Origin of the sequence: Spongiivirga citrea (assembly GCF_010671565.1) — a bacterium.
Taxonomy (GTDB): Bacteria; Bacteroidota; Bacteroidia; order Flavobacteriales; family Flavobacteriaceae; genus Spongiivirga; species Spongiivirga citrea.
The window spans coordinates 39,089-59,362 of the sequence record NZ_JAABOQ010000005.1; the positions used below are offsets into that span (position 1 = coordinate 39,089).

At 36.8% G+C, this 20,274-nt stretch carries 15 protein-coding genes; 3 read left to right on the top strand and 12 right to left on the bottom strand.

Annotation, left to right across the window (positions count from 1 at the left end; genetic code table 11):
* Nucleotides 1–421: 421 nt before the first annotated feature.
* The 5 genes from GWK10_RS12155 to metG form a co-directional block, all read right to left on the bottom strand.
* Entirely contained in the window at nt 422–943 is a 522-nt protein-coding gene (locus GWK10_RS12155; protein WP_164032657.1) for a ferritin, read from the bottom strand.
* A gap of 65 nt (nt 944–1,008) precedes the next feature.
* Nucleotides 1,009–2,442, bottom strand: coding sequence for a hypothetical protein (locus GWK10_RS12160; RefSeq protein ID WP_164032658.1), 1,434 nt, complete (start codon nt 2,440–2,442; stop codon nt 1,009–1,011).
* A gap of 33 nt (nt 2,443–2,475) precedes the next feature.
* Nucleotides 2,476–3,897, bottom strand: coding sequence for a hypothetical protein (locus GWK10_RS12165; RefSeq protein WP_164032659.1), 1,422 nt, complete (start codon nt 3,895–3,897; stop codon nt 2,476–2,478).
* 40 nt (nt 3,898–3,937) lie between these two features.
* Entirely contained in the window at nt 3,938–6,067 is a 2,130-nt protein-coding gene (locus GWK10_RS12170; protein WP_164032660.1) for a Tex family protein, read from the bottom strand.
* A gap of 176 nt (nt 6,068–6,243) precedes the next feature.
* Complete coding sequence (metG, locus tag GWK10_RS12175; RefSeq protein ID WP_164032661.1) at nt 6,244–8,331, bottom strand: methionine--tRNA ligase; 2,088 nt, start codon at nt 8,329–8,331, stop codon at nt 6,244–6,246.
* 230 nt (nt 8,332–8,561) lie between these two features.
* Here metG and GWK10_RS12180 point away from each other — a divergent pair, with 230 nt between their 5' ends.
* Nucleotides 8,562–9,344 (top strand): enoyl-CoA hydratase/isomerase family protein, encoded by a 783-nt coding sequence (locus GWK10_RS12180; RefSeq protein ID WP_164032662.1) that lies wholly within the window; start codon nt 8,562–8,564, stop codon nt 9,342–9,344.
* A 22-nt stretch (nt 9,345–9,366) separates the two neighbouring features.
* Here GWK10_RS12180 and GWK10_RS12185 read toward each other — a convergent pair whose 3' ends face one another.
* Nucleotides 9,367–10,791 (bottom strand): Gfo/Idh/MocA family protein, encoded by a 1,425-nt coding sequence (locus tag GWK10_RS12185; protein ID WP_164032663.1) that lies wholly within the window; start codon nt 10,789–10,791, stop codon nt 9,367–9,369.
* Nucleotides 10,792–10,953: 162 nt separating this feature from the next.
* Here GWK10_RS12185 and GWK10_RS12190 point away from each other — a divergent pair, with 162 nt between their 5' ends.
* Nucleotides 10,954–12,027 (top strand): PA0069 family radical SAM protein, encoded by a 1,074-nt coding sequence (locus tag GWK10_RS12190; protein ID WP_164032664.1) that lies wholly within the window; start codon nt 10,954–10,956, stop codon nt 12,025–12,027.
* Nucleotides 12,028–12,240: 213 nt separating this feature from the next.
* Here GWK10_RS12190 and GWK10_RS12195 read toward each other — a convergent pair whose 3' ends face one another.
* The 6 genes from GWK10_RS12195 to GWK10_RS12220 all read right to left on the bottom strand — a co-directional run bounded on the left by GWK10_RS12195 (nt 12,241) and on the right by GWK10_RS12220 (nt 18,924).
* Nucleotides 12,241–12,897 carry a 3-oxoacid CoA-transferase subunit B gene (locus GWK10_RS12195; protein ID WP_164032665.1) on the bottom strand — a complete coding sequence of 219 codons (657 nt, stop codon included), beginning with the start codon at nt 12,895–12,897 and terminating at the stop codon, nt 12,241–12,243.
* A 2-nt stretch (nt 12,898–12,899) separates the two neighbouring features.
* A complete protein-coding gene (locus GWK10_RS12200) occupies nt 12,900–13,601 on the bottom strand; it encodes a CoA transferase subunit A (RefSeq protein ID WP_164032666.1) in 702 nt (233 codons plus the stop codon).
* A gap of 299 nt (nt 13,602–13,900) precedes the next feature.
* Nucleotides 13,901–16,237 carry a transglycosylase domain-containing protein gene (locus GWK10_RS12205; RefSeq protein WP_164032667.1) on the bottom strand — a complete coding sequence of 779 codons (2,337 nt, stop codon included), beginning with the start codon at nt 16,235–16,237 and terminating at the stop codon, nt 13,901–13,903.
* Between the two features lie 6 nt (nt 16,238–16,243).
* A complete protein-coding gene (locus GWK10_RS12210) occupies nt 16,244–16,726 on the bottom strand; it encodes a gliding motility lipoprotein GldH (protein ID WP_164032668.1) in 483 nt (160 codons plus the stop codon).
* Nucleotides 16,723–17,892, bottom strand: coding sequence for a PSP1 domain-containing protein (locus tag GWK10_RS12215; protein WP_164032669.1), 1,170 nt, complete (start codon nt 17,890–17,892; stop codon nt 16,723–16,725). Before GWK10_RS12215 ends, GWK10_RS12210 begins: the two co-directional genes overlap by 4 nt.
* 270 nt (nt 17,893–18,162) lie before the next feature.
* Nucleotides 18,163–18,924, bottom strand: a complete 762-nt coding sequence (locus GWK10_RS12220; RefSeq protein ID WP_164032670.1) for a lysophospholipid acyltransferase family protein — start codon at nt 18,922–18,924, stop codon at nt 18,163–18,165.
* Between the two features lie 112 nt (nt 18,925–19,036).
* Here GWK10_RS12220 and trpS point away from each other — a divergent pair, with 112 nt between their 5' ends.
* Nucleotides 19,037–20,008, top strand: coding sequence for a tryptophan--tRNA ligase (gene trpS, locus GWK10_RS12225; RefSeq protein WP_164032671.1), 972 nt, complete (start codon nt 19,037–19,039; stop codon nt 20,006–20,008).
* Nucleotides 20,009–20,274: the final 266 nt, after the last annotated feature.

Sequence of the window (20,274 nt, forward strand, 5' to 3'; positions counted from 1 at the left end):
CCTGAGCATATCTCAAACTGGTTTCCGAAAAACTTATTGGATTTGCAGTGATTATTTAACTCTTTTAAAATAAGAAAAGTAAGCAACCCCAGTAATAAATGTCTTACAAGTGCGGATAGTCTGCTGTAAAACAGATATTTAAGAAGGGGTTTGTAAAAATGAGTTGATTTAGGGAGACGGAAACAAAACAAAAGACTAAGCTGCCTTCTTCAAAAGATCGAACATTGGGCAACGCTTACAACGTTTGTTTTCACCTTTTTTATACTTACTACAGCATTTGGTTTTACACTTTTTGTGCACCTTAATCTGCTTGATGTCAGCTTTCTTTTTAGACTTTTTACCCATGCCGAAAAATAATTCCGCGGCAAATGTAACTATTTTAAATTAATCTAAATAAGCTTAAAGTGTTAAAATACTGTGACTAAGCCTCTCCCGTATCGGAAGCTGCACTTTCAACGTTGATTAGTTGCACATCACGATCAAATAAATACAATCCACCTTTATCATTACCAATAAGGTTGATTTTATCTAAAACAGTTCTTGCCAAGGCTTCTTCTTCAATCTGTTCTGCTACATACCACTGTAAAAAGTTGTGCGTGGCATAGTCCTTCTCTTCCAATGTAATATGAACTAGCTCATTGATACTATTTGACACAAATATTTCATGGTCGTATAACTCTTGAAACATTTTTTGAAAGGTGCCAAAATCCTTTTTAGGCGCACTTAATTCTGAAACTGTTGCATGCCCGCCGCGTTCGTTTACATATTTTACCAATTTAAGCATGTGCATACGTTCTTCGTCAGAGTGCTCATACATAAAACCAGCAACACCTTCAAGTCCTTGGACTTCTGCCCAACATGCCATTGATAAGTAAACCTGTGAAGACTCAGCTTCAATCCGTATTTGATTATTTAGCGCTTTTTCTAATTTTTTTGATAACATAACTCTTGTATTAATTATGTAAAGTTAGGCAAAGAGGCTTGATTATTTTTTAGAATGAATTTAAACTATTGCTCTTCAAATTTAATTAATGAGTAGGCCTTATTTTTCTTGTCATAACCTGCTACAACGAACATTGTATCTAGTTCAACAATTGTCTTGAATTTAAGCTTCAATTCTTCCATATGATCAGACACTAAATCAAATATGTTTGTTTTCAACTCTTCATCAATTTTCTTGAAGTTTTCGGGGTTGAGTATAGAATTCACATAGGTAGATCTGGTTGATGTGTATGCCGAATAGGCCGTAACGGTGAAATTTACAGACCCAATGTTTCCAACTGACATTCCGGGGATTCCTATCATAGGAAGCCCTCCAGCTATAGTTTTTGCTACACCAATATTTAATTGAAGTTGATTATCATTCTGGTATGCAGTAATTCCAGGAGACGAAGTAGCTACTTTGTTCAAAAACTGTTTGGTTTTCGAGAGTTCTCGATAATCTTCAAATCGGCCTCCTTCAACAATAATTGGCGAACTAGCAAATTCTAAATTATCCTTTAAAGAAGCTTCAAATTGTTTTAATTGTTTTTTACTTTCCCTATCAGTAATGGTAACAACAATATTTTTTTCAGAAATAATTATTTGATATAACCTATTGTCCTGAATGAAAGAATTTGATTTTAAGTAGATAGGATTTCCCATTTTAAACCTAGGTTGATCGAAGTTTTCGATGCTAACATTTTCGTTATTCAAATTAAATTTCAAAATTCTGGTTACTGAGTTTCTATGATCTAATGTCAACTCAATATTATTTTTATTTTGGTATATTTTGAATTTATTTGATGCGGTTTCAATTGAATTAGGAAGGTCGTTTTTAATGATAGTTATGACTTCTTTATCATGGTCTGGAATTAAAACATCATTAAGTGTAACCCTTTTGTCTTTAGCATTGAGAAAAGGATATTTTTCAAAGCTCAACACTTTTCTTACAAAATTATCGCCATGAAAATCGTAAATATTTAGTAAAGATGAATTTTTAGAAGATGTGATGTAATAATAATGGTTATCATAATTGAATTGAGTTACATAATCTTCTTTTTTAAACTTCAATTTAAAGAGCTTAGAAATAAAATTTCCTTTCTTGTTTATTTTGAAGTTTAAGAATTTGGCTTTCTTCAAATTAGTCAAATACAGATTAATATTTTCATCATCATCAATTGTAAACCCGTATATATCAAATTGACTTGTTATAAAACCTAACCTGCCTTCAATGTCAGCCCCGTATTTTCTTTGGAATAATAGGTTGAGATCAGAATCATATTTAAGATGATGCATGTTGGGTCTGTCAATGAAGAAAAAATGAATATTTCCATCTTTATCAACAAAGTCGTACGATTTCGCACTATTTGATAATTTTATAGGTGTGTCAGTTACCTTATCCTGACAGGTAATTTGATGAAATGAAAATATGCACAGTATGACTAGTAAAAAGTGTTTCATAGAAAATGATGTTGAAGAGTATTTTAGATTGTATTAGTCTATTTTGAATTCAACTAACGAAAAAGATTTGCTCTTCTTTTCGTAGTAGCCGTATATTAATGCGTCATTATTTTCATGTAATGTTTCATAGTGGGTTTTTCTTTTTGATGAAAAGTCTGTGATTCTATCAAAATAATTCTCCCAATTAGCATCCTGAAAAGCTTTAAAGTCTTCATCATCAAATAACGCTTTAATAAATATTGACTTTGTGACGGAATAAGAACTAAAAAACCCGGAAATATTTGTGGGAGATGCGAAAAAATTATTGGCAACAAAACCGGAACCGCCAAAATTCAACTTTTGTATTCCACCCATTGTAACTTCTATTGCATTTTTGTTTTTGTATGCCGATACACCTAATTGAGAAGAAGCAATTTTTCGTAAGAATTGTTTCGTCGTTTCTAACGTACGATTCCCACCAAAAATAGTTCCATCTTGGGTAATAGCCGAGTTAGAAAAATTGATTTTATCACCCTTATTAATGTCAATTGATTTGATTGATTTCTCTGTATCTAAATCGATAATATTAAAATGCAGTTTGTTCTTATTTACCACAAGGCGATATAAATTTTTGTCTAGAACAAAAGAGTTTGATCTAAATGAAGTTGGTTTTTCCTCACCAAATACCGTCTTTTCAGTGGTAATGTTTTTTGTTGAGGTTTTACCTGTTTCTATATTTAAATAAAGTAGTCGTGTTACTTGTGGTCGATGATCTAAGCCGATAATAAGATTGTTTTCATGCACATACAATTTATTTCTAGCATTAGTTGTCTCTAGAGAATAAGGCGTTCCATAATTAATGAATCCTGTTAAATCTTCATTGAAATCATAGGATATTCTTGTACTTAGCAGCTCGGATAACTTTACTGACCTTCTCGATTGTGTAATAAAACCGGTATAGCTAAAGTCAAACAACTGATCAGTTAAATTTTCCTCATTAAAACTGTACAATTTCAGGAAAGACTGTTTTTTCATTGCCGCTAAAACACGCAGCTTTCCATTTAACATAAATGCTTGAACAAAAGATTCGCCTTTTAATTTTAAGTTTATGGGTTTTACACTGAATTCACCTTTTTTGGTAAGAATAAATAGGTAATATCTTTTTCTAATATCATTGGCAAAATATAAGATTACATCACCATTACTATTTGTTGAATGTCCAACTATTGATTTTCCTTCTGTTGAAAAGTCCATTGATGAATAAAATTTCTTTTTACTTGATGTATATGTGGAATCAATTTTACTATGTAGTATTCCTCCAGTATTCATGAAGAATAGATGGGTTGCGTTAGCGTCATCGATTAAAGAATAAGTGTCTATTGATCCAGAAAGTGTTGCGGGAAAATTCAAAAGTTCTTTCTGCGCTTTTATTCCAATGGAAAGAAAAAGTGCCAACACAAAAAAGTAGTTTTTCATAAGAAAGTATAGGCCTAAATATAAAATAAATTCTATAAAATTAGATCTTTTTATGCAGCGATAACTGAATCCGTTTTCTAGCAATATCAACTTGCAAGACCTTTACAATAAGCTGTTGATGCAGATGCACATGTTCATTCACATCTTTTACGAAGGAGTCCGATAAATTAGAAATATGAATGAGGCCACTTTCTTTAATACCAATATCAACAAAGCAACCAAAGTTGGTAATGTTGTTGACGATGCCAGGTAATAATTGCCCTTCCCTCAAATCAGTAATACTCCGCACATTTTGATCAAAGGTGAACATCTTTGCTTTTTCTCGAATGTCTAAGCCAGGTTTTTCTAGCTCTTTTACAATGTCTTGAAGCGTCGGTAGGCCGACATTTTCAGTGCAATAAGAGTTTAAATCAATCTCTTTTAAAACAGCACTATTTCCAATAAGATCGGATATTGGAGTATTGACATCTTTCGCCATTTGCCTGACAATACTATAACTTTCTGGATGTACAGCGGAATCATCAAGGGGATTTTTAGCCTGTTTGATTCGCAAAAATGCAGCGCCTTGCTCAAAGGCTTTTCCACCTAAACGCGGTACTTTTTTTATGTCGGTTCTACTACCAAAACCGCCATTTTCATTCCTGTAATCAACAATATTTTCGGCTAGTTTTGAACCGATTCCAGACACATAACTAAGCAATGAAGCGCTTGCAGTATTGATATTGACACCAACTGTATTCACACAACTTTCTACTACTGTGTCAAGCGAATTTTTCAACTTAGTTTGATCTACATCATGCTGATATTGCCCAACACCAATCGACTTTGCATCGATTTTTACCAACTCCGCTAATGGATCTGCTAATCGCCTTCCGATAGAAACCGCTCCTCGAACCGTAACATCATAATTGGGAAACTCATCTCTTGCGATCTTAGAAGCAGAATAAATAGAAGCACCTGCTTCGCTTACGACAAAAACTTCAACAGTATTTTTAAATGCAATCCGCTTTACAAGTCGTTCGGTTTCTCTAGATGCCGTCCCATTTCCAATGGCGATGGCTTCAATCTTATGTGCATCAGCTAGTGAGCTTATTTTTTTAATAGCTTCCTTATCCTTGTTTTGCGGTGCATGCGGATAAATAGTCTCGTTATGTTTTAACTCACCTTGCGCATTTAAACAAACTATTTTACAACCTGTTCTAAAACCGGGATCGATTGCCAAAATGCGTTTTTCACCTAAAGGTGCACCTAGTAATAATTGTTTTAGGTTTTTAGAGAATACCTTAATCGCATCATCGTCAGCTTCCTCTTTGGCTTTTTTTAGTCGCTCGTTTGATAGTGCCGGAAAAAGCAATCGCTTGTACGAATCTTTGATTGCCAATTCAATTTGATCGGCACATTCATTGTTCGATCGGATGATGCGATCATCGATTTTTGCAAGTGCCCGATCGTGATCAATCTCAATTTTAACGCGAATAAAGCCTTCGCTCTCTGCTCTTAAGATAGCCAACAATCGATGAGATGGACATCGCTTTAGCGACTCACTCCAATTAAAATAATCTCGGAATTTCTGAGCTTTTTCATCATCTTTTTTAGTGGAAACTACCTTGGTAGTGATGATGGCGTAATTGTCTAACTGATACCTGATGTTGTTTCGGATATCTGTCCGTTCGTTAATCCATTCCGCAATAATATGTCGAGCGCCTTCCAAGGCTTCATCTTCATTTTGGACTGTATCATTCAGATACTTAGAAGCAATATGTTCAATAGCATCGCTCCTTTGACTCATGATGATCTTCGCCAAAGGCTCGAGTCCATTTTTAATGGCAGTCTCTGCTTTGGTTTTTCGCTTTTTCTTGTACGGCAGATACAAATCTTCTAAAGCGATAAGGTCAGAACAGGAATCAATTTTTTGTTTCAGTTCAGCCGTCAAAACTTCTTGTTCTTCCAGCGCTTTGGTAATGGCATTTTTTCGCTTTTCTAAGGCTTCGAACTGTGTTTTAAACTTGACGATTTCCCCTATTTGTACTTCGTCCAGATTTCCTGTTCTTTCCTTACGGTATCGAGAAATAAATGGGATTGTGCAGTCCTCATTTAGCAGCTGAATAGTGTTTTCAATCCCTTTTTGAGGGAGTTGAGTGTGGGTAGTTATGTATTGGGTTAAGGTCATTTCAGTCTTCAGTGTTCAGTCGGCAGTATGCAGTATAGTGCCCCCATTTACTAAGGTTTATAGGAAAGAAGTTCGATTGTTATATGATTTGTGTGAAAGTTTAAGTTGTTTTGCCAACTGCCAACTGCCAACTGCCAACTGCCAACTGCCAACTGCCAACTGCCAACTGCCAACTGTTAACTTATCCCTTCCCCATTCTGTACACCAGCCTCATCAGGATTTACAAATACTAATCTACCTTCAGCATTTTCAGTCATTAAAATCATGCCTTCGCTCTCGACACCACGAAGTGCTCTTGGTGCCAAGTTGACTAAAACAGTGACTTGTTTACCAACAATGTCTTCAGGTTTGAAGCTCTCGGCAATACCCGAAACGATAGTGCGTGTATCAATACCCGTATCAACTTTTAAAACTAATAACTTCTTAGCTTTTGCCATTTTTTCCGCTTCGATGATGGTTCCTACTCTCATATCAAGTTTGGTAAAATCATCAAAAGCGATGGTCTCTTTTTGCGGCTCTGCAGTTTTGTTTTCTGCTTCGTTTGCTTTTTTGGTTGCTTCCAATTTATCTAATTGTGCTTGTATTTCTTTGTCTTCTATTTTGCTGAATAGTAGTTCGCTTTTGTTGATGTTGTGACCTGATGGGATTAGGATTTCTTTTGATGAAACATCGTCCCAAGAGTTCTCGATACGATTCTCCTGCGTCGAATCACTCGAACTGACATTGAGAATACCCTTAAGCTTAGCCGATGTAAACGGTAAAAATGGTTCACTTAATACAGCTAATCCCGCGGCAATTTGAAGTGCAACAAACATTACTGTTTTGGTTCGCTCTTCATCCGTTTTAATGGTTTTCCAAGGCTCTTCATCTGCCAGATATTTATTTCCTAATCTAGCAAGATTCATTAATTCTTGACTCCCTTCTCTAAATCGGTATTTTTCGATAGAGCTAGCGATGATTTTAGGAAATGCCTTTAGCTGAGCTAATGTTTGCTCATCTATTTCACTAAAAGCAGCAGGTGTTGGTACTTCACCTTGATAATATTTATGAGTAAGTACGGTAACTCTATTGATGAAATTACCAAAAATGGCAACTAGCTCATTATTGTTTCTCGCTTGAAAATCCTTCCAAGTGAAATCATTATCCTTATTTTCAGGGGCATTTGCTGTTAAAGTATAGCGAAGTACATCCTGTTTGTCTGGAAATTCTTCTAAATATTCATGCAACCAAACGGCCCAGTTTTTTGAGGTAGAAAGTTTGTTACCTTCTAAATTCAAAAACTCATTAGCGGGTACATTTTCAGGAAGAATATAGCTTCCTTCTGCCTTTAACATTGATGGAAAAATAATACAATGAAAAACGATATTATCCTTACCGATAAAGTGGACTAATTTGGTGTCTTTATCTTTCCAATACGGCTCCCAATCTTTACCTTCACGTGCAGCCCATTCTTTTGTTGATGAGATATAGCCAATAGGAGCATCAAACCAAACGTACAATACTTTGCCTTCTCCTCCCTTAACAGGAACGGGAATTCCCCAATCAAGATCGCGGGTTACGGCACGGGGTTTTAATCCGTCATCGATCCAAGATTTGCATTGACCGTATACGTTGGTTTTCCAATCTTTTTTGTGCCCTTTTATAATCCACTCCGTTAAAAAATCAGTGTAGCGGTCCAATGGTAAAAACCAATGCTTCGTTTGTTTTAAAGTTGGTTCTGCCCCTGAAACGGTAGATTTAGGATTGATTAAGTCAGTTGCATTTAGTGAGCTACCGCAATTTTCACATTGGTCACCGTAAGCTTCTTCATTTCCACAGTTAGGACAGATTCCAGTTACAAAACGATCCGCTAAAAACTGATCTGCTTCGGCATCGTACAACTGTTCAGTCACTTCTTCGATAAAATCACCTTTGTCGTACAGCGTCTTAAAAAATTCTGATGCGGTTTCGTGATGTACTTTAGCGGAAGTCCTTGAATAATTATCAAATGCAATTCCGAAATCGTTAAATGACTGTTTGATGATACCATGGTATTTGTCAATTACTTCTTGAGGAGAAACACCTTCTTTCTTGGCTTTCATCGGTATTGCAACGCCATGTTCATCGCTACCACAAACGAACAATACATCGTTGTTTGTTAAGCGAAGAAATCTTGAATAAATATCAGCTGGCACATATACACCTGCCAAATGACCAATATGAATTGGGCCATTGGTGTAGGGTAGTGCGGCTGTAATTGTATAGCGTTGTTTTGATGCGGACATAATACGTTTTATGAAGCCACAAAAATAGGATATTAGGTTGGAAAAATTGGTCTTATGATTAGTCGAATGACTTTGTGAAATCCCAATGTCTTAAATCCCAAATTCCAACATATGATTTTTTGGAATTTGGAATTTGAATTATTGGAATTTGTTACTTTACCAAAATCGCTTTTTCTTCTGATTAATTCTATACGAATAACTGTATTTTTACAAAATCAAAACAATCAATTATGTCATTTCAAAACCTTCTCATAGATATTTCAAATGGTATTGCTACCATAACGATTAATAGACCATCTAAGTTAAATGCTTTAAATAAAGCCACAATCGAAGAGCTTCATGAGGCAATTAAAAGCGCAAATAATGATTCCCAAGTAAAGGTGATTATTCTAACTGGAAGTGGAGAAAAGGCCTTTGTTGCGGGTGCCGATATTTCTGAATTCGCTCACTTTTCAGTGAATGAAGGTGATAGATTAGCCGCCAAAGGTCAGGAATTGCTTTTTGATTTTGTTCAGAATTTGTCAACCCCCATAATCGCGGCGGTCAACGGTTTTGCACTTGGTGGTGGACTGGAATTGGCAATGGCCTGTCATTTTAGATTGGCTAGCGACAATGCTAAAATGGGACTTCCGGAAGTTTCCTTAGGTGTTATTCCCGGATACGGTGGTACACAGCGTTTACCACAATTAATTGGGAAAGGTCGAGCTATGGAATTGGTAATGACGGCAGGAATGATTAACGCGGAAAAGGCGCTTTCATATGGATTAGTAAATTATGTTACAACTCAAGAAGAATTACTTCCAACATGCCACAAAATAGCTGGCAAAATTATGCGAAACTCCAGTGTCGCAATCGGTAAAGCAATCAATGCAGTAAATGCTAACTACAAAGATGGTGTAAACGGCTTTGAAACCGAAATTGAAAACTTTGGTGCTTGCTTTGGTACAGAGGATTTTAAGGAAGGTACGACCGCATTCTTAGAAAAACGCCAAGCCAATTTTCCAGGAAAATAAGCGTATTAATGATTTACGGATTTTAGGTAAGTTCCCAACCTTTACGATAAACACCATTTACCCATTGGTTGGCTTTATCCCAATTGGTTACTTTCATATTGATACCATCCCACATAATCTTTTTACGACCAGGATAATTATATGGTGCCCAATGTGTCGGTGTTTTTCCTTCTTGTAATACTTTATATTGATAGGCTTTTATTGCCAAGTTTCCCATTAGAACAGCTTCTGTAAGTGGTCCAGAAATAGAAAAATCTGAGGATGCTTTTCCTCCAGTTAAACAGGCATTTACAAAATTGGCATGATGTCCTCCAGTAGCTCCTTCAACACGATCTAAGGTTGGTTCTGGTGCTTTAAAAATTTTGTTTAATGAAGAGGGTAAAAGCCTTAAATTTTGAGAATAAGTATCAGCCACTAAAATACCGCGAGTACCATAAATTACGGATCCACCATCCCAGTTTCCTATAGTCTCACCATCCTTTAATTCGTCCGGCAGGTCGGGCATTAATCCACCGTCATACCAGTTTAATGCTATTTCTCCGTGCTCCTCATGATCAAATTTCAATCTAACAATTGAAGACGATGGACAAGAAGCTACATAATCCGCTTCATGAAAATCTCCAACCCAATTGGTGGTGCAACTTGCCTCTGCTTCGGTAGGGTAGCCAAGACCCAGAACGCTAAATGGAGTTTCCATAATATGACATCCCATATCACCTAATGCTCCTGTTCCAAAATCCCACCAGCCACGCCATTTAAATGGCAAATAAGCTGGATTATAATCCCTTTTTGCAGCTGGTCCTAACCATAGATCCCAATCTAATGTCTTAGGAATTTTATGTTTCCCTTTAGGAGTTGGAATACCCTGTGGCCATACTGGTCTATTGGTCCAGCAATCTACTTTATATACTTTGCCTATAATTCCTGAAGCGATCCATTCTTTTGCAAGACGACTACCATCACTTGATGCTCCTTGATTTCCCATTTGAGTTACAACACCGTTGGCTTTTGCCGCCTCAGTCATCATTCGAGCTTCACGTATGTTATGCGTCAATGGTTTTTCAACATAAGCATGCTTTTTCTCCCGAATAAATGGTAAAGCAATAGTGGCATGCGTATGATCTGGTGTAGCAACTACTATGGCATCAATATCTTTTAAATGTTTATCATATACCTTTCTAAAATCCTTGTATTTTGCAACTTCAGGCAGTGCGTCAAAGGTTCCTTTTGCTCGGGCAAAATCAACATCGCAAAATGAAACGAACTTTACCTTTTTGGTTTCATATAGACGCCTAAGATCTCCTTGACCTTGACCGCCTGCTCCAAATCCTGCAACGTATAAAGTGTCGCTTGGTGGAACATGCCCTTTTCCTAAAACAAAACTAGGGATAATACTGAAAGCCGCTCCTGCAGCTGCAGAATTTTTGATAAAAGTTCTTCTTTTCATTTTTGGTTGATGGTATTAGTTTGATGAAGTTAGCTAAAAAAGTAAAGTTTCGAAAATTGTTAAGAACTAAAGAAGTGTATTTAACATTTTTCAATATCCGATTTTCTTATTTTTGAGGTGAAGATTCCCCGCTAATTTTCTCTATTCCCCGTTTTTATTAAAATGAATAATGACACTAAGGTCAAAGGTCGAGGTGCGCAACAAAATGTACATAATAGATTTCTTGAAAATGTGTACGAAACCCGTGATGATTTTTTAGAATATTGCCGAATCAATCAAGAGGAGGTCGATAATAACAACTCACGTTATCTACCAGTTTTTCCAAAAACGATCGTTAATAAAGTAACAAGTCCCGATGTGGGAATGATGTATAGTATGAACCCCTATCAAGGCTGTGAGCATGGATGTATTTATTGTTATGCTAGAAATACTCATGAATATTGGGGTTATAGTGCAGGACTTGATTTTGAAAGAAGAATTCTTGTCAAAAAGAATGCGCCAGAACTACTTGAAAAGAAAATACGCCGTAAAAAGTGGAAAGCATATCCGATAGTGATGTCGGGAAATACGGATTGTTATCAGCCTGCAGAGCAGCAATTTAAAATAACTAGAGCTTGTCTTAAAGTATTTTTAAAATATAAACATCCTGTTGGGATGATTACCAAAAATGCGTTAATACTTCGTGATCTTGATGTTTTGTGCGAGTTGCAGAAAGATAATTTAATTGGTGTCAATGTATCTATTACATCACTTTCAGAAGAAACCAGAAGGATTTTAGAACCAAGAACAACAACTATCAAAAAAAGATTGCAAACTGTAAAAACCTTATCGGAAAATGGGATTCCTGTTAATGTGATGATCGCTCCAATTATTCCATCAATTAATAGCCATGAGATATTAAATTTAGCTAAGGCTGCGAAGGATCATGGTGCGAGATCGATTGCATTTACGGTTGTGCATTTAAATGGAGCTATTGGGCAAATCTTCTCAGACTGGATACAAAAAACGATGCCAGATCGGGCGGATAAGGTCTTGAATCAAATTAAAGAATGTCATGGAGGCACTTTAAATGATAGTCGATTTGGAAAGCGAAAAGCAGGAGAGGGAAGGATCGCTGAACAATTACATAGTATGATGGAGCTGGCTAGAATGAAGTATTTTAAAGATGGAAAAATGCCAGCACTTAATACCGATTTGCATAGGGAGCATAAAGATGGACAGATGCGGTTGTTTTAGCCCAAAAGTGTAAAAGCAGAAAGTTTTAATTCAAAAGAACTATGTCACTTCGAGTGTTTTTCGGCTGAACTATGAGGAAGAAAAATGTATCGAGAACCATCCGAAGATGAATATTTAAATGTGCTAACTCCGGGTCTCGATACATTTTCCTTCGTGCCTCGGAAAACACTCAACCTGACATCCTCAATGTTGGATTTTGACAAGGCTGAATATCTAATCAATAGCCATCTCTGGAATATCTCCTTCAACTATCAAATTTCCTTCTGTTGCTTTTTTAATCTCTTCGACTGATACTCCAGGTGCGCGTTCTAATAGTCTAAAACCATTTTTAGTTACTTCTAAAACCGCAAGATTGCTTACTACCTTCTTAACACATCCAACTCCGGTAAGGGGTAAACTACATTTTTTTAGGAGTTTTGATTCACCACGCTTATTAGTATGCATCATGGCAACAATAATATTTTCTGCGGATGCAACTAAGTCCATTGCCCCGCCCATACCTTTTACCATTTTTCCAGGAATTTTCCAGTTCGCAATATCTCCATTTTCAGCGACTTCCATAGCTCCGAGAATTGTAAGATGAACATGTTGACCTCGGATCATTCCAAAGCTAGTTGCAGAGTCAAAAAAAGAAGCTCCAGGTAAAGTAGTTATTGTTTGTTTTCCGGCATTGATAATATCGGCATCTTCTTCTCCTTCAAATGGGAAAGGTCCCATTCCTAAAACGCCATTTTCGCTTTGAAATTCAACTTCAATATCATCACGCACAAAATTAGCCACTAATGTTGGTATTCCGATTCCTAAGTTTACATAGTAACCGTCTTTTACTTCTTTTGCAATGCGTTTTGCAATTCCATTTTTATCCAACATAACTAACTTCTTTGTCTTACGGTTCGTTGCTCAATTCTCTTTTCATATATCTGTCCTTGAAAAATACGCTGGACAAATATTCCAGGAATATGAATCTGATTTGGGTCTAATGTCCCAGCAGGAACAAGTTCTTCGACTTCAGCAACTGTTATTTTAGCAGCGCCGCACATACAAGGGTTAAAATTACGTGCCGTACCCTTAAAAATGAGATTTCCGGCCTCATCACCTTTCCAGGCTTTAACAAAGGCAAAATCTGCTTTAAAAGCATGCTCTAAAACATACATCTTGCCATCAAACTCCCGAGTTTCTTTGCCTTCTGCCACTTCTGTGCCATAGCCTGCTGGTGTGTAAATTGCAGGAAAACCGCCTTGTGCTGCTCTACAACGTTCGGCCAAGGTGCCTTGTGGTATTAGTTCAACATCCAACTCACCGCTAAGCATTTGGCGTTCAAATTCATCGTTTTCACCTACGTAAGATGAGATCATTTTTTTAATTTGCTTTTGCTGAAGTAGTAAGCCTAGTCCGAAATCATCAACTCCCGCATTGTTTGATATGCAAGTAAGGTCTTTTACACCTAAGGCTACTAATTTTGCGATACTATTTTCTGGGATTCCGCAGAGTCCAAAGCCTCCTAACATCATAGTCATTCCGCTAGAAACACCTCTTAATGCCTCGTCTACACCACTTACGGTTTTCTTGATCATTATCTGATTTGTTTGTAGCTGAAAAATACAAAAAATGAGGCCGAAAGCCAATGATTTAAGCGGCTAAAAGCAAGTTGATTTTATTAAAAACTACGGAGAAGTGGAATAAAGATTTTAGACCAGACTATTAATTGCTCGTCATGCTGAACTTGTTTCAGCATCGCATTGCTCGAGCTAGTTGGAGTGTTTTGCTGAGACCCTGAAATAAATTCAGGGTGACGAAGGTCTTTATTTCTTACAAAGAAGGATCAAAATAATAAAATACCTAAATTCAAAGTTTCATTAGTATGATTGAGAAATTATGGTCTTCCAAATAAATCTTCGGCTTCTTTAACTTCTTTAGGAACAGGAATGGAATCAGTTTCTTTTTTAGTACAATCTAGATTAATGTTCATTCGCTCGGGCTTTTTAAACTCACCTTTAGAAACATTAAGGTCCTTATCAGCATAGCATTTTTTCATGTACAATGCCCATATTGGTAATGCCATAGAGCCACCTTGTCCGTAGTTAATACTTGCAAAACGTGCGGCTCGATCTTCGGCACCAACCCATACCCCAGTAACTAAATTAGGAACCATACCCATAAACCACCCGTCCGAATGGCTTTGAGTCGTCCCTGTTTTTCCTGCAATAGGATTATCAAACTGATATGGGTACCCAGTAACAACCTCTTTGTAATCAGCCCTATTTTTATTATATGAGTGACGTAATCTAGCTCCTGAACCTCCTTTTGTTACACCTTCTAATAATCTGACCGTCGCGTAAGCAGATTCTCGAGACAATACGTCTCTTGTTTCAGGTGTAAATTCATATAGAACAGAACCATATTTATCTTCAATTCTGGTAACCATAACCGGTTTTACATAAATACCTTCGTTGGCAAACATACCATAGGCTCCTACCATTTCAAACAGGCTAACATCTGGTGTTCCCAGTGCTATTGAAGGAACAGGAAGAACTTCACTTTTAATTCCTGAGCGTCTCGCTAAATTTGCTACTTGCCTTGGGCCAACCATGTCCATTAATTTTGCTGTTATGGTGTTTGTAGATGTTGCTAAGCCTTTTGTAAGCGTCATCATATCGCCATATTTATCTCCTACATTTTTGGGAGTCCAAGGCTCAGGATTACCATATTTGTTGGCAGGAATAGTGATTTGTACATTCGGATATTCTTGACAAGGTGATAATTTTAATTGATCGATCGCAGTGGCATATACAAATGGCTTAAAGGTCGAACCTACCTGGCGTTTTTGTTGCTTTACAGCGTCATACTTAAAATGCTTAAAGTTGATACCACCAACCCAAACTTTTACATGCCCAGTTTGCGGCTGCATACTCATGACACCTGTTTGCAAAAAGTGCTTATAATATCGTATTGAATCTAAAGGAGTCATTACAGTGTCGATATCACCTTTCCAGGAAAAGACACGCATTTCTGTTTTTCTTTTAAAAGAAGCACGGATTTCATTTTCAGCAATTCCTTCTTTTTTCATTTTTTTCCAGCGCTCAGAGCGTTGTATAGCACCTTCCATTATCCGATTGATATCGGGTTGTTCTATATCGTAAAAAGGAGCTTTCGGATTTCGTTTTGGAGTATTTTGATGGAAGAACTCAGCTTGCAAACGAGGCATGTGCTCTTTCATCGCTTCCTCTGCATAGGCTTGCATTTTAGAATCGATGGTAGTGTAGATTTTAAGACCATCACGATCGATATTGTAAAATGAGCCATCTGGTTTTTTGTTATCTCTACTCCAATTACTAACAAAACCCCTTAAATATTGACGAAAATAAGTCGCCATACCTTCATCATGACTTTGAGGTGAAAAACTCGTTTTCATTGGAATCTTTTGAAAAGAATCTTTTTCTTTTTCAGTTAAATATCCGTTTTCATACATCTGTACAAAAACTTGATTACGACGCCCAAGCGACTTTTTCATCGATATTTCCCTTACAGGATTATATTGTCGCGGATTTTTTAACATAGCAACCAAAACTGCCGATTCTTCTTGTAATAGGTCTTTTGGTTCTTTTTGAAAATAGATATTGGAAGCTGATTGAATTCCAACCGCATTAAAGTAGAAATCCATTTTATTCAAGTACATTGCGATCAACTCCTCCTTTGTGTATTGACGTTCGAGACGGATAGAAATTACCCACTCCTTAATTTTTTGCTTGACTCGACCTGCAAACCCTTTATTTCGTTCGCCAGTAAATAATAGTTTTGATAACTGCTGAGTTATAGTACTTGCACCACCTCTAGTTCCTAAAAAAGCAGTTGCACGAAGTGTACCTCGTGCGTCAATACCTGAATGTGAATAATATCGTTGATCCTCAGTTGAAATTAAAGCTTTGACCAGATTTTCGGGAAGATCCTTGTAAAGTACCGGTGTTCTGTTTTCATATGCATATTTACCAATGACTTTTCCATCTATCGAAATTACTTCAGTAGCAAGATTTGTTTTTGGATTTTCAAGTTCTTCAAAGGTTGGCATTTCTCCAAAAGCACCCCAAGAAGCAAGTACAAATAACATTAAGAATGTAAAAATACCGACTCCAAATGTTATCCAAAACCATTTGATGTATTTCCAATTCCCTTTAAACCAACCATCGGATTTTTTTGCTGTTTTCTTCGCCATGATCTTTTAATTTGGTGCTTTTTCGATACTAAAACCTATTTCTGTAATTCCCTTTAGTTTTCCTATGCCCTGTACTTCCCCGTTCTTTCGCATTGCATGACCAACTTCAAGTAGGTATTCTCCCGAGTTTTTAAAAACATAATCTTGTTTATACCAAAGTTTATTCTCCTTTACATCGGTAAAACCAGTCCCCAACCAAGTACCATCGGCTTTTGCCATTTCATACTGCAAGGTGTCGGTTTGAACAAGACCATCGGGTGCGCTAAGAGTAGCTATTAGGTACAAGTTACTAAATTCGTATTCATTATTATTACGTACGTGAAGGTACAACTGGTTTTTTGAGAGTGTATCTTCTGGTTGAAATGTAAAGTTTATTCGTTCATTTTTATCCCATTCGCCATTTATTGATTGATAATCAGAAAAACTGGCTTGATCATTACAGGATAAACACAGAATTATGAGGAGTGCTATACAGCAGTATTTACTCATTTTTTTTGGGCTCGGTTCTTGTTGTTTTTGTTACGACGTTTGTTTTTATTCCGATTGTTCCGCTTACTGCGTTTCGGTTTGTCAAAACGAGTTAAACTATCTTGTCCCACAACGTTCTCGAAGTCAACTTTAGTATCTTCTTCTAACTCAAGTGCGTATTCCTCAAGACTTGCAACCGGTTTTTTAGCCTTATTCAGCTCAATAATTTCATTGGCTTGTTGTGCAGTAATTTTATGCCAATTCATCCATTCGCCTTCATAAGCAAACCACATTACACCTTTAAAAATGTCGGTTTTTTGGCAAACGGCTTTTCCTTTTTCGGTATACAGTTTTGTGTCGGTTCTCGGGAATTCTTTTAGCGCGTCTTGATATGTGTCTAATTCATAATTTAAGCAACACTTTAATTTTCCGCACTGTCCAGCTAACTTTTGCGGATTTAATGATAATTGCTGATAACGAGCTGCTGCGGTGCTTACCGATCTGAAATCGGTGAGCCATGTAGAACAGCATAATTCTCGACCACAAGAACCAATTCCTCCAAGTCGAGCTGCTTCTTGACGGTAGCCAATTTGTCGCATTTCAATACGAATGCTAAATGACTTTGCCATGTCTTTAATAAGCTGTCTAAAATCAACACGTTCTTCCGCCGTGTAATAAAAAGTGGCTTTAGAGCCATCGCCTTGAAATTCGATGTCCGAAATTTTCATTTGAAGTCCAAGTCTAATTGCCAACTCACGGCTTCTCACTTTAATATCTTCTTCTCGATCTCTGGATTTTTGCCAGATGTCAATATCTTTTTGTGATGCTTTACGGTATACTTTTTTTACCTGTTCAGAATCTTCCTTGACCTTCTTTTTTTTCATTTGAATACGAACAAGTTCACCGGTTAAGGTAACCATGCCCACATCATGTCCAGGAGAAGCCTCGGTAGCAACTATATCCCCAATGCTTAGCGTTAGATTCTCGGTATTTTTAAAGTATTCTTTTCGACTGTTTTTAAAGCGAACCTCCACGCAGTTAAAAGGTTCTTGACCTGCCGGTAAAGTCATATTTGATAACCAATCAAAAACCGTTAGTTTATTGCAACTATCGGTGCCGCAGGTGCCATTATTACGACAGCCTTTAGGTTGGCCGTCTTTTCCGGTTGAACAACTGTTACAACCCATATGTATATATAATTGATCCTGAATATATTGCTACTTCAGGAGATGGTTTATAAAAAATTTCAAGCAAGCTTTATCAAATAAATCCCATAATTAGCCTAAATGCTCGTTCATTTGTCCTTTTTCTTCATTGTAAAAAGCTTCCGTAGCAATGGCTATGCAAGAATTTTACGGCTTCGAAAAAGAAAAAAGCAACTTCCCATTTCTAGCCCAATTACGGAATTCATCTGATAAAAGGTAAAGATAGTATTTATTCTTGGAATGAAATATCAGTTAAGCTTTGTCGATAATCGGTTGATGATTGAAAGTCATTAATTGGTCATAAATAATTTTCCAAGACTCATCTCGAAGCTCATCGACTGCAGATCTGTCGAGATCATGCGTATCTAAAAACTGATGTACTTGTACACGCATTTGACCTGGCCCACCACTGAAAAAGGTGTATGAAAAACGCTTTTTATTGTCGGCAAATGAAATTGGTACGATTGGAATTTGATGATCGATTGCCAAACGAAATGCCCCATTTTTAAATGAATCTAATACAATATTTTCGTCCTCAGGAACACCACCTTCTGGAAAAATACAGATGCTTAAACCTTGTTTTAATCTTCGTTGGGCAGCTAGTACAGCGGCATTTCTGCTTCTAGAACTACTTCTATCTACCAAAATACAAGTGCGTTTATAAAACAGCCCGAATAATGGAATTTTAGCCAGTTCAGCCTTCCCCACGAACACAAAAGGACTCCTTGCCACCAATAGCATCAACATAATATCGGTCATCGAAGTATGATTGGCAATAAGCATATAGCTGTCCTTCCAGTTTAGCTTTTGCGCCCTTTTAATAAGAGGAACAAAACCCATTCCGTATAAAATAACCTTGGACCAAATACGCGCTAATCTGAAAAAAAATGGATACCAGCTTTCCTTTAAAATCGAAATAATCAAAAAAGGAAATAAGATAATAATAGGAACGGTAACCAAAATATAGAACCATATTCGGTATAACAGCCAAAAAGGATATTTAAGATATCGCATGGATTCAAAAATAAACAAATTGTGCTGCGCTTAGCTCAAAATCATATCAAACAATTAAAATGAGAAAATATAGATGAATAATTTACCTTTGTCGCCTTGAGATAAAGGAATAATGGCAAGAATTTTAACAGGAGTACAAAGTACGGGAACTCCACATTTAGGGAATTTGTTAGGGGCAATCATTCCTGCAATAAGAATGGCAAGCGATGAAAAAAACGAGTCGTTTTTATTTATAGCAGATATGCACTCTCTTACCCAAATAAAAGATGGCGAAACACTAAGGCAGAACACTTATGCTACTGCAGCGGCATGGTTGGCTTTTGGATTGGATATTGATAAAACTGTTTTTTATCGCCAGAGTGATGTGCCGCAAACAGCAGAATTATCCTGGTATTTAAGCTGCTATTTTCCTTATCAACGCTTAACCTTGGCGCATAGTTTTAAGGATAAAGCAGATCGTTTAGAAGATGTAAATGCTGGATTGTTTACCTATCCTATGCTTATGGCAGCTGATATTTTATTGTATGATGCTGAGTTTGTTCCCGTAGGAAAAGATCAACAACAACATCTTGAAATGACGCGTGATGTAGCAGCTCGTTTTCATGCGGCGATGAAAAAAGAGGTGTTTGTATTACCAGAAGCGACTCATAATGAAGATACGATGTATGTGCCCGGTACCGATGGGGCTAAAATGAGTAAGAGTAAGGGTAATACGATTAATATTTTTCTTGCCGATAAGAAGTTGCGAAAGCAAATAATGGGAATTCAAACGGACAGCACTCCACTTGAAGAGCCTAAAGATTGGAAATCTTGTAATGTATTTGCACTCTATAAATTAATGGCTTCAGATGATGAAATCACCAAAATGAAAGCTAATTATGAAGGCGGAAACTATGGTTATGGTCATGCAAAACAAGCTTTATATGAATTGATCACTACCAAGTTTAGTGAAGAAAGAACTCGTTTTAACCATTATATGGAAAACCTTAATGAAGTTGACGATGCCTTGGCACATGGAGCCGAAAAAGCTCGAAAAGTTGCAAATGAAGTTTTGGGTAGAGTAAGAGCTGTGGTTGGATACTAGGTTTAGTGGTCAAACCGCAGATGTGATTTACCATTTGTTATTTTCTAAGACCGTTTTATTAATTAAGGCAGGATCTCTCTGCGCATCTTTGTGGTTCTTTGTGTAACTCTGTGAAATAACAATGCAAACTTGCTAGAAAAGAATTTTTCTATAACAGGTTCTCGATACTTTTTAATTTCACTATCGTTCAATTAAAAAACTCGAACTGACATTTGGGTCGTAATTCGACTTTCGACTTTAGGAATTTGGTGCTTGTAATTTAGAAT

Excerpts from the sequence above, each read along its gene's own strand:
- GWK10_RS12155 (WP_164032657.1), bottom strand. The coding sequence starts at position 943 with ATGTTATCAAAAAAATTAGAAAAAGCGCTAAATAATCAAATACGGATT.
- GWK10_RS12160 (WP_164032658.1), bottom strand. The coding sequence starts at position 2,442 with ATGAAACACTTTTTACTAGTCATACTGTGCATATTTTCATTTCATCAA.
- GWK10_RS12165 (WP_164032659.1), bottom strand. The coding sequence starts at position 3,897 with ATGAAAAACTACTTTTTTGTGTTGGCACTTTTTCTTTCCATTGGAATA.
- GWK10_RS12170 (WP_164032660.1), bottom strand. The coding sequence starts at position 6,067 with ATGACCTTAACCCAATACATAACTACCCACACTCAACTCCCTCAAAAA.
- metG (WP_164032661.1), bottom strand. The coding sequence starts at position 8,331 with ATGTCCGCATCAAAACAACGCTATACAATTACAGCCGCACTACCCTAC.
- GWK10_RS12180 (WP_164032662.1), top strand. The coding sequence starts at position 8,562 with ATGTCATTTCAAAACCTTCTCATAGATATTTCAAATGGTATTGCTACC.
- GWK10_RS12185 (WP_164032663.1), bottom strand. The coding sequence starts at position 10,791 with ATGAAAAGAAGAACTTTTATCAAAAATTCTGCAGCTGCAGGAGCGGCT.
- GWK10_RS12190 (WP_164032664.1), top strand. The coding sequence starts at position 10,954 with ATGAATAATGACACTAAGGTCAAAGGTCGAGGTGCGCAACAAAATGTA.
- GWK10_RS12195 (WP_164032665.1), bottom strand. The coding sequence starts at position 12,897 with ATGTTGGATAAAAATGGAATTGCAAAACGCATTGCAAAAGAAGTAAAA.
- GWK10_RS12200 (WP_164032666.1), bottom strand. The coding sequence starts at position 13,601 with ATGATCAAGAAAACCGTAAGTGGTGTAGACGAGGCATTAAGAGGTGTT.
- GWK10_RS12205 (WP_164032667.1), bottom strand. The coding sequence starts at position 16,237 with ATGGCGAAGAAAACAGCAAAAAAATCCGATGGTTGGTTTAAAGGGAAT.
- GWK10_RS12210 (WP_164032668.1), bottom strand. The coding sequence starts at position 16,726 with ATGAGTAAATACTGCTGTATAGCACTCCTCATAATTCTGTGTTTATCC.
- GWK10_RS12215 (WP_164032669.1), bottom strand. The coding sequence starts at position 17,892 with ATGGGTTGTAACAGTTGTTCAACCGGAAAAGACGGCCAACCTAAAGGC.
- GWK10_RS12220 (WP_164032670.1), bottom strand. The coding sequence starts at position 18,924 with ATGCGATATCTTAAATATCCTTTTTGGCTGTTATACCGAATATGGTTC.
- trpS (WP_164032671.1), top strand. The coding sequence starts at position 19,037 with ATGGCAAGAATTTTAACAGGAGTACAAAGTACGGGAACTCCACATTTA.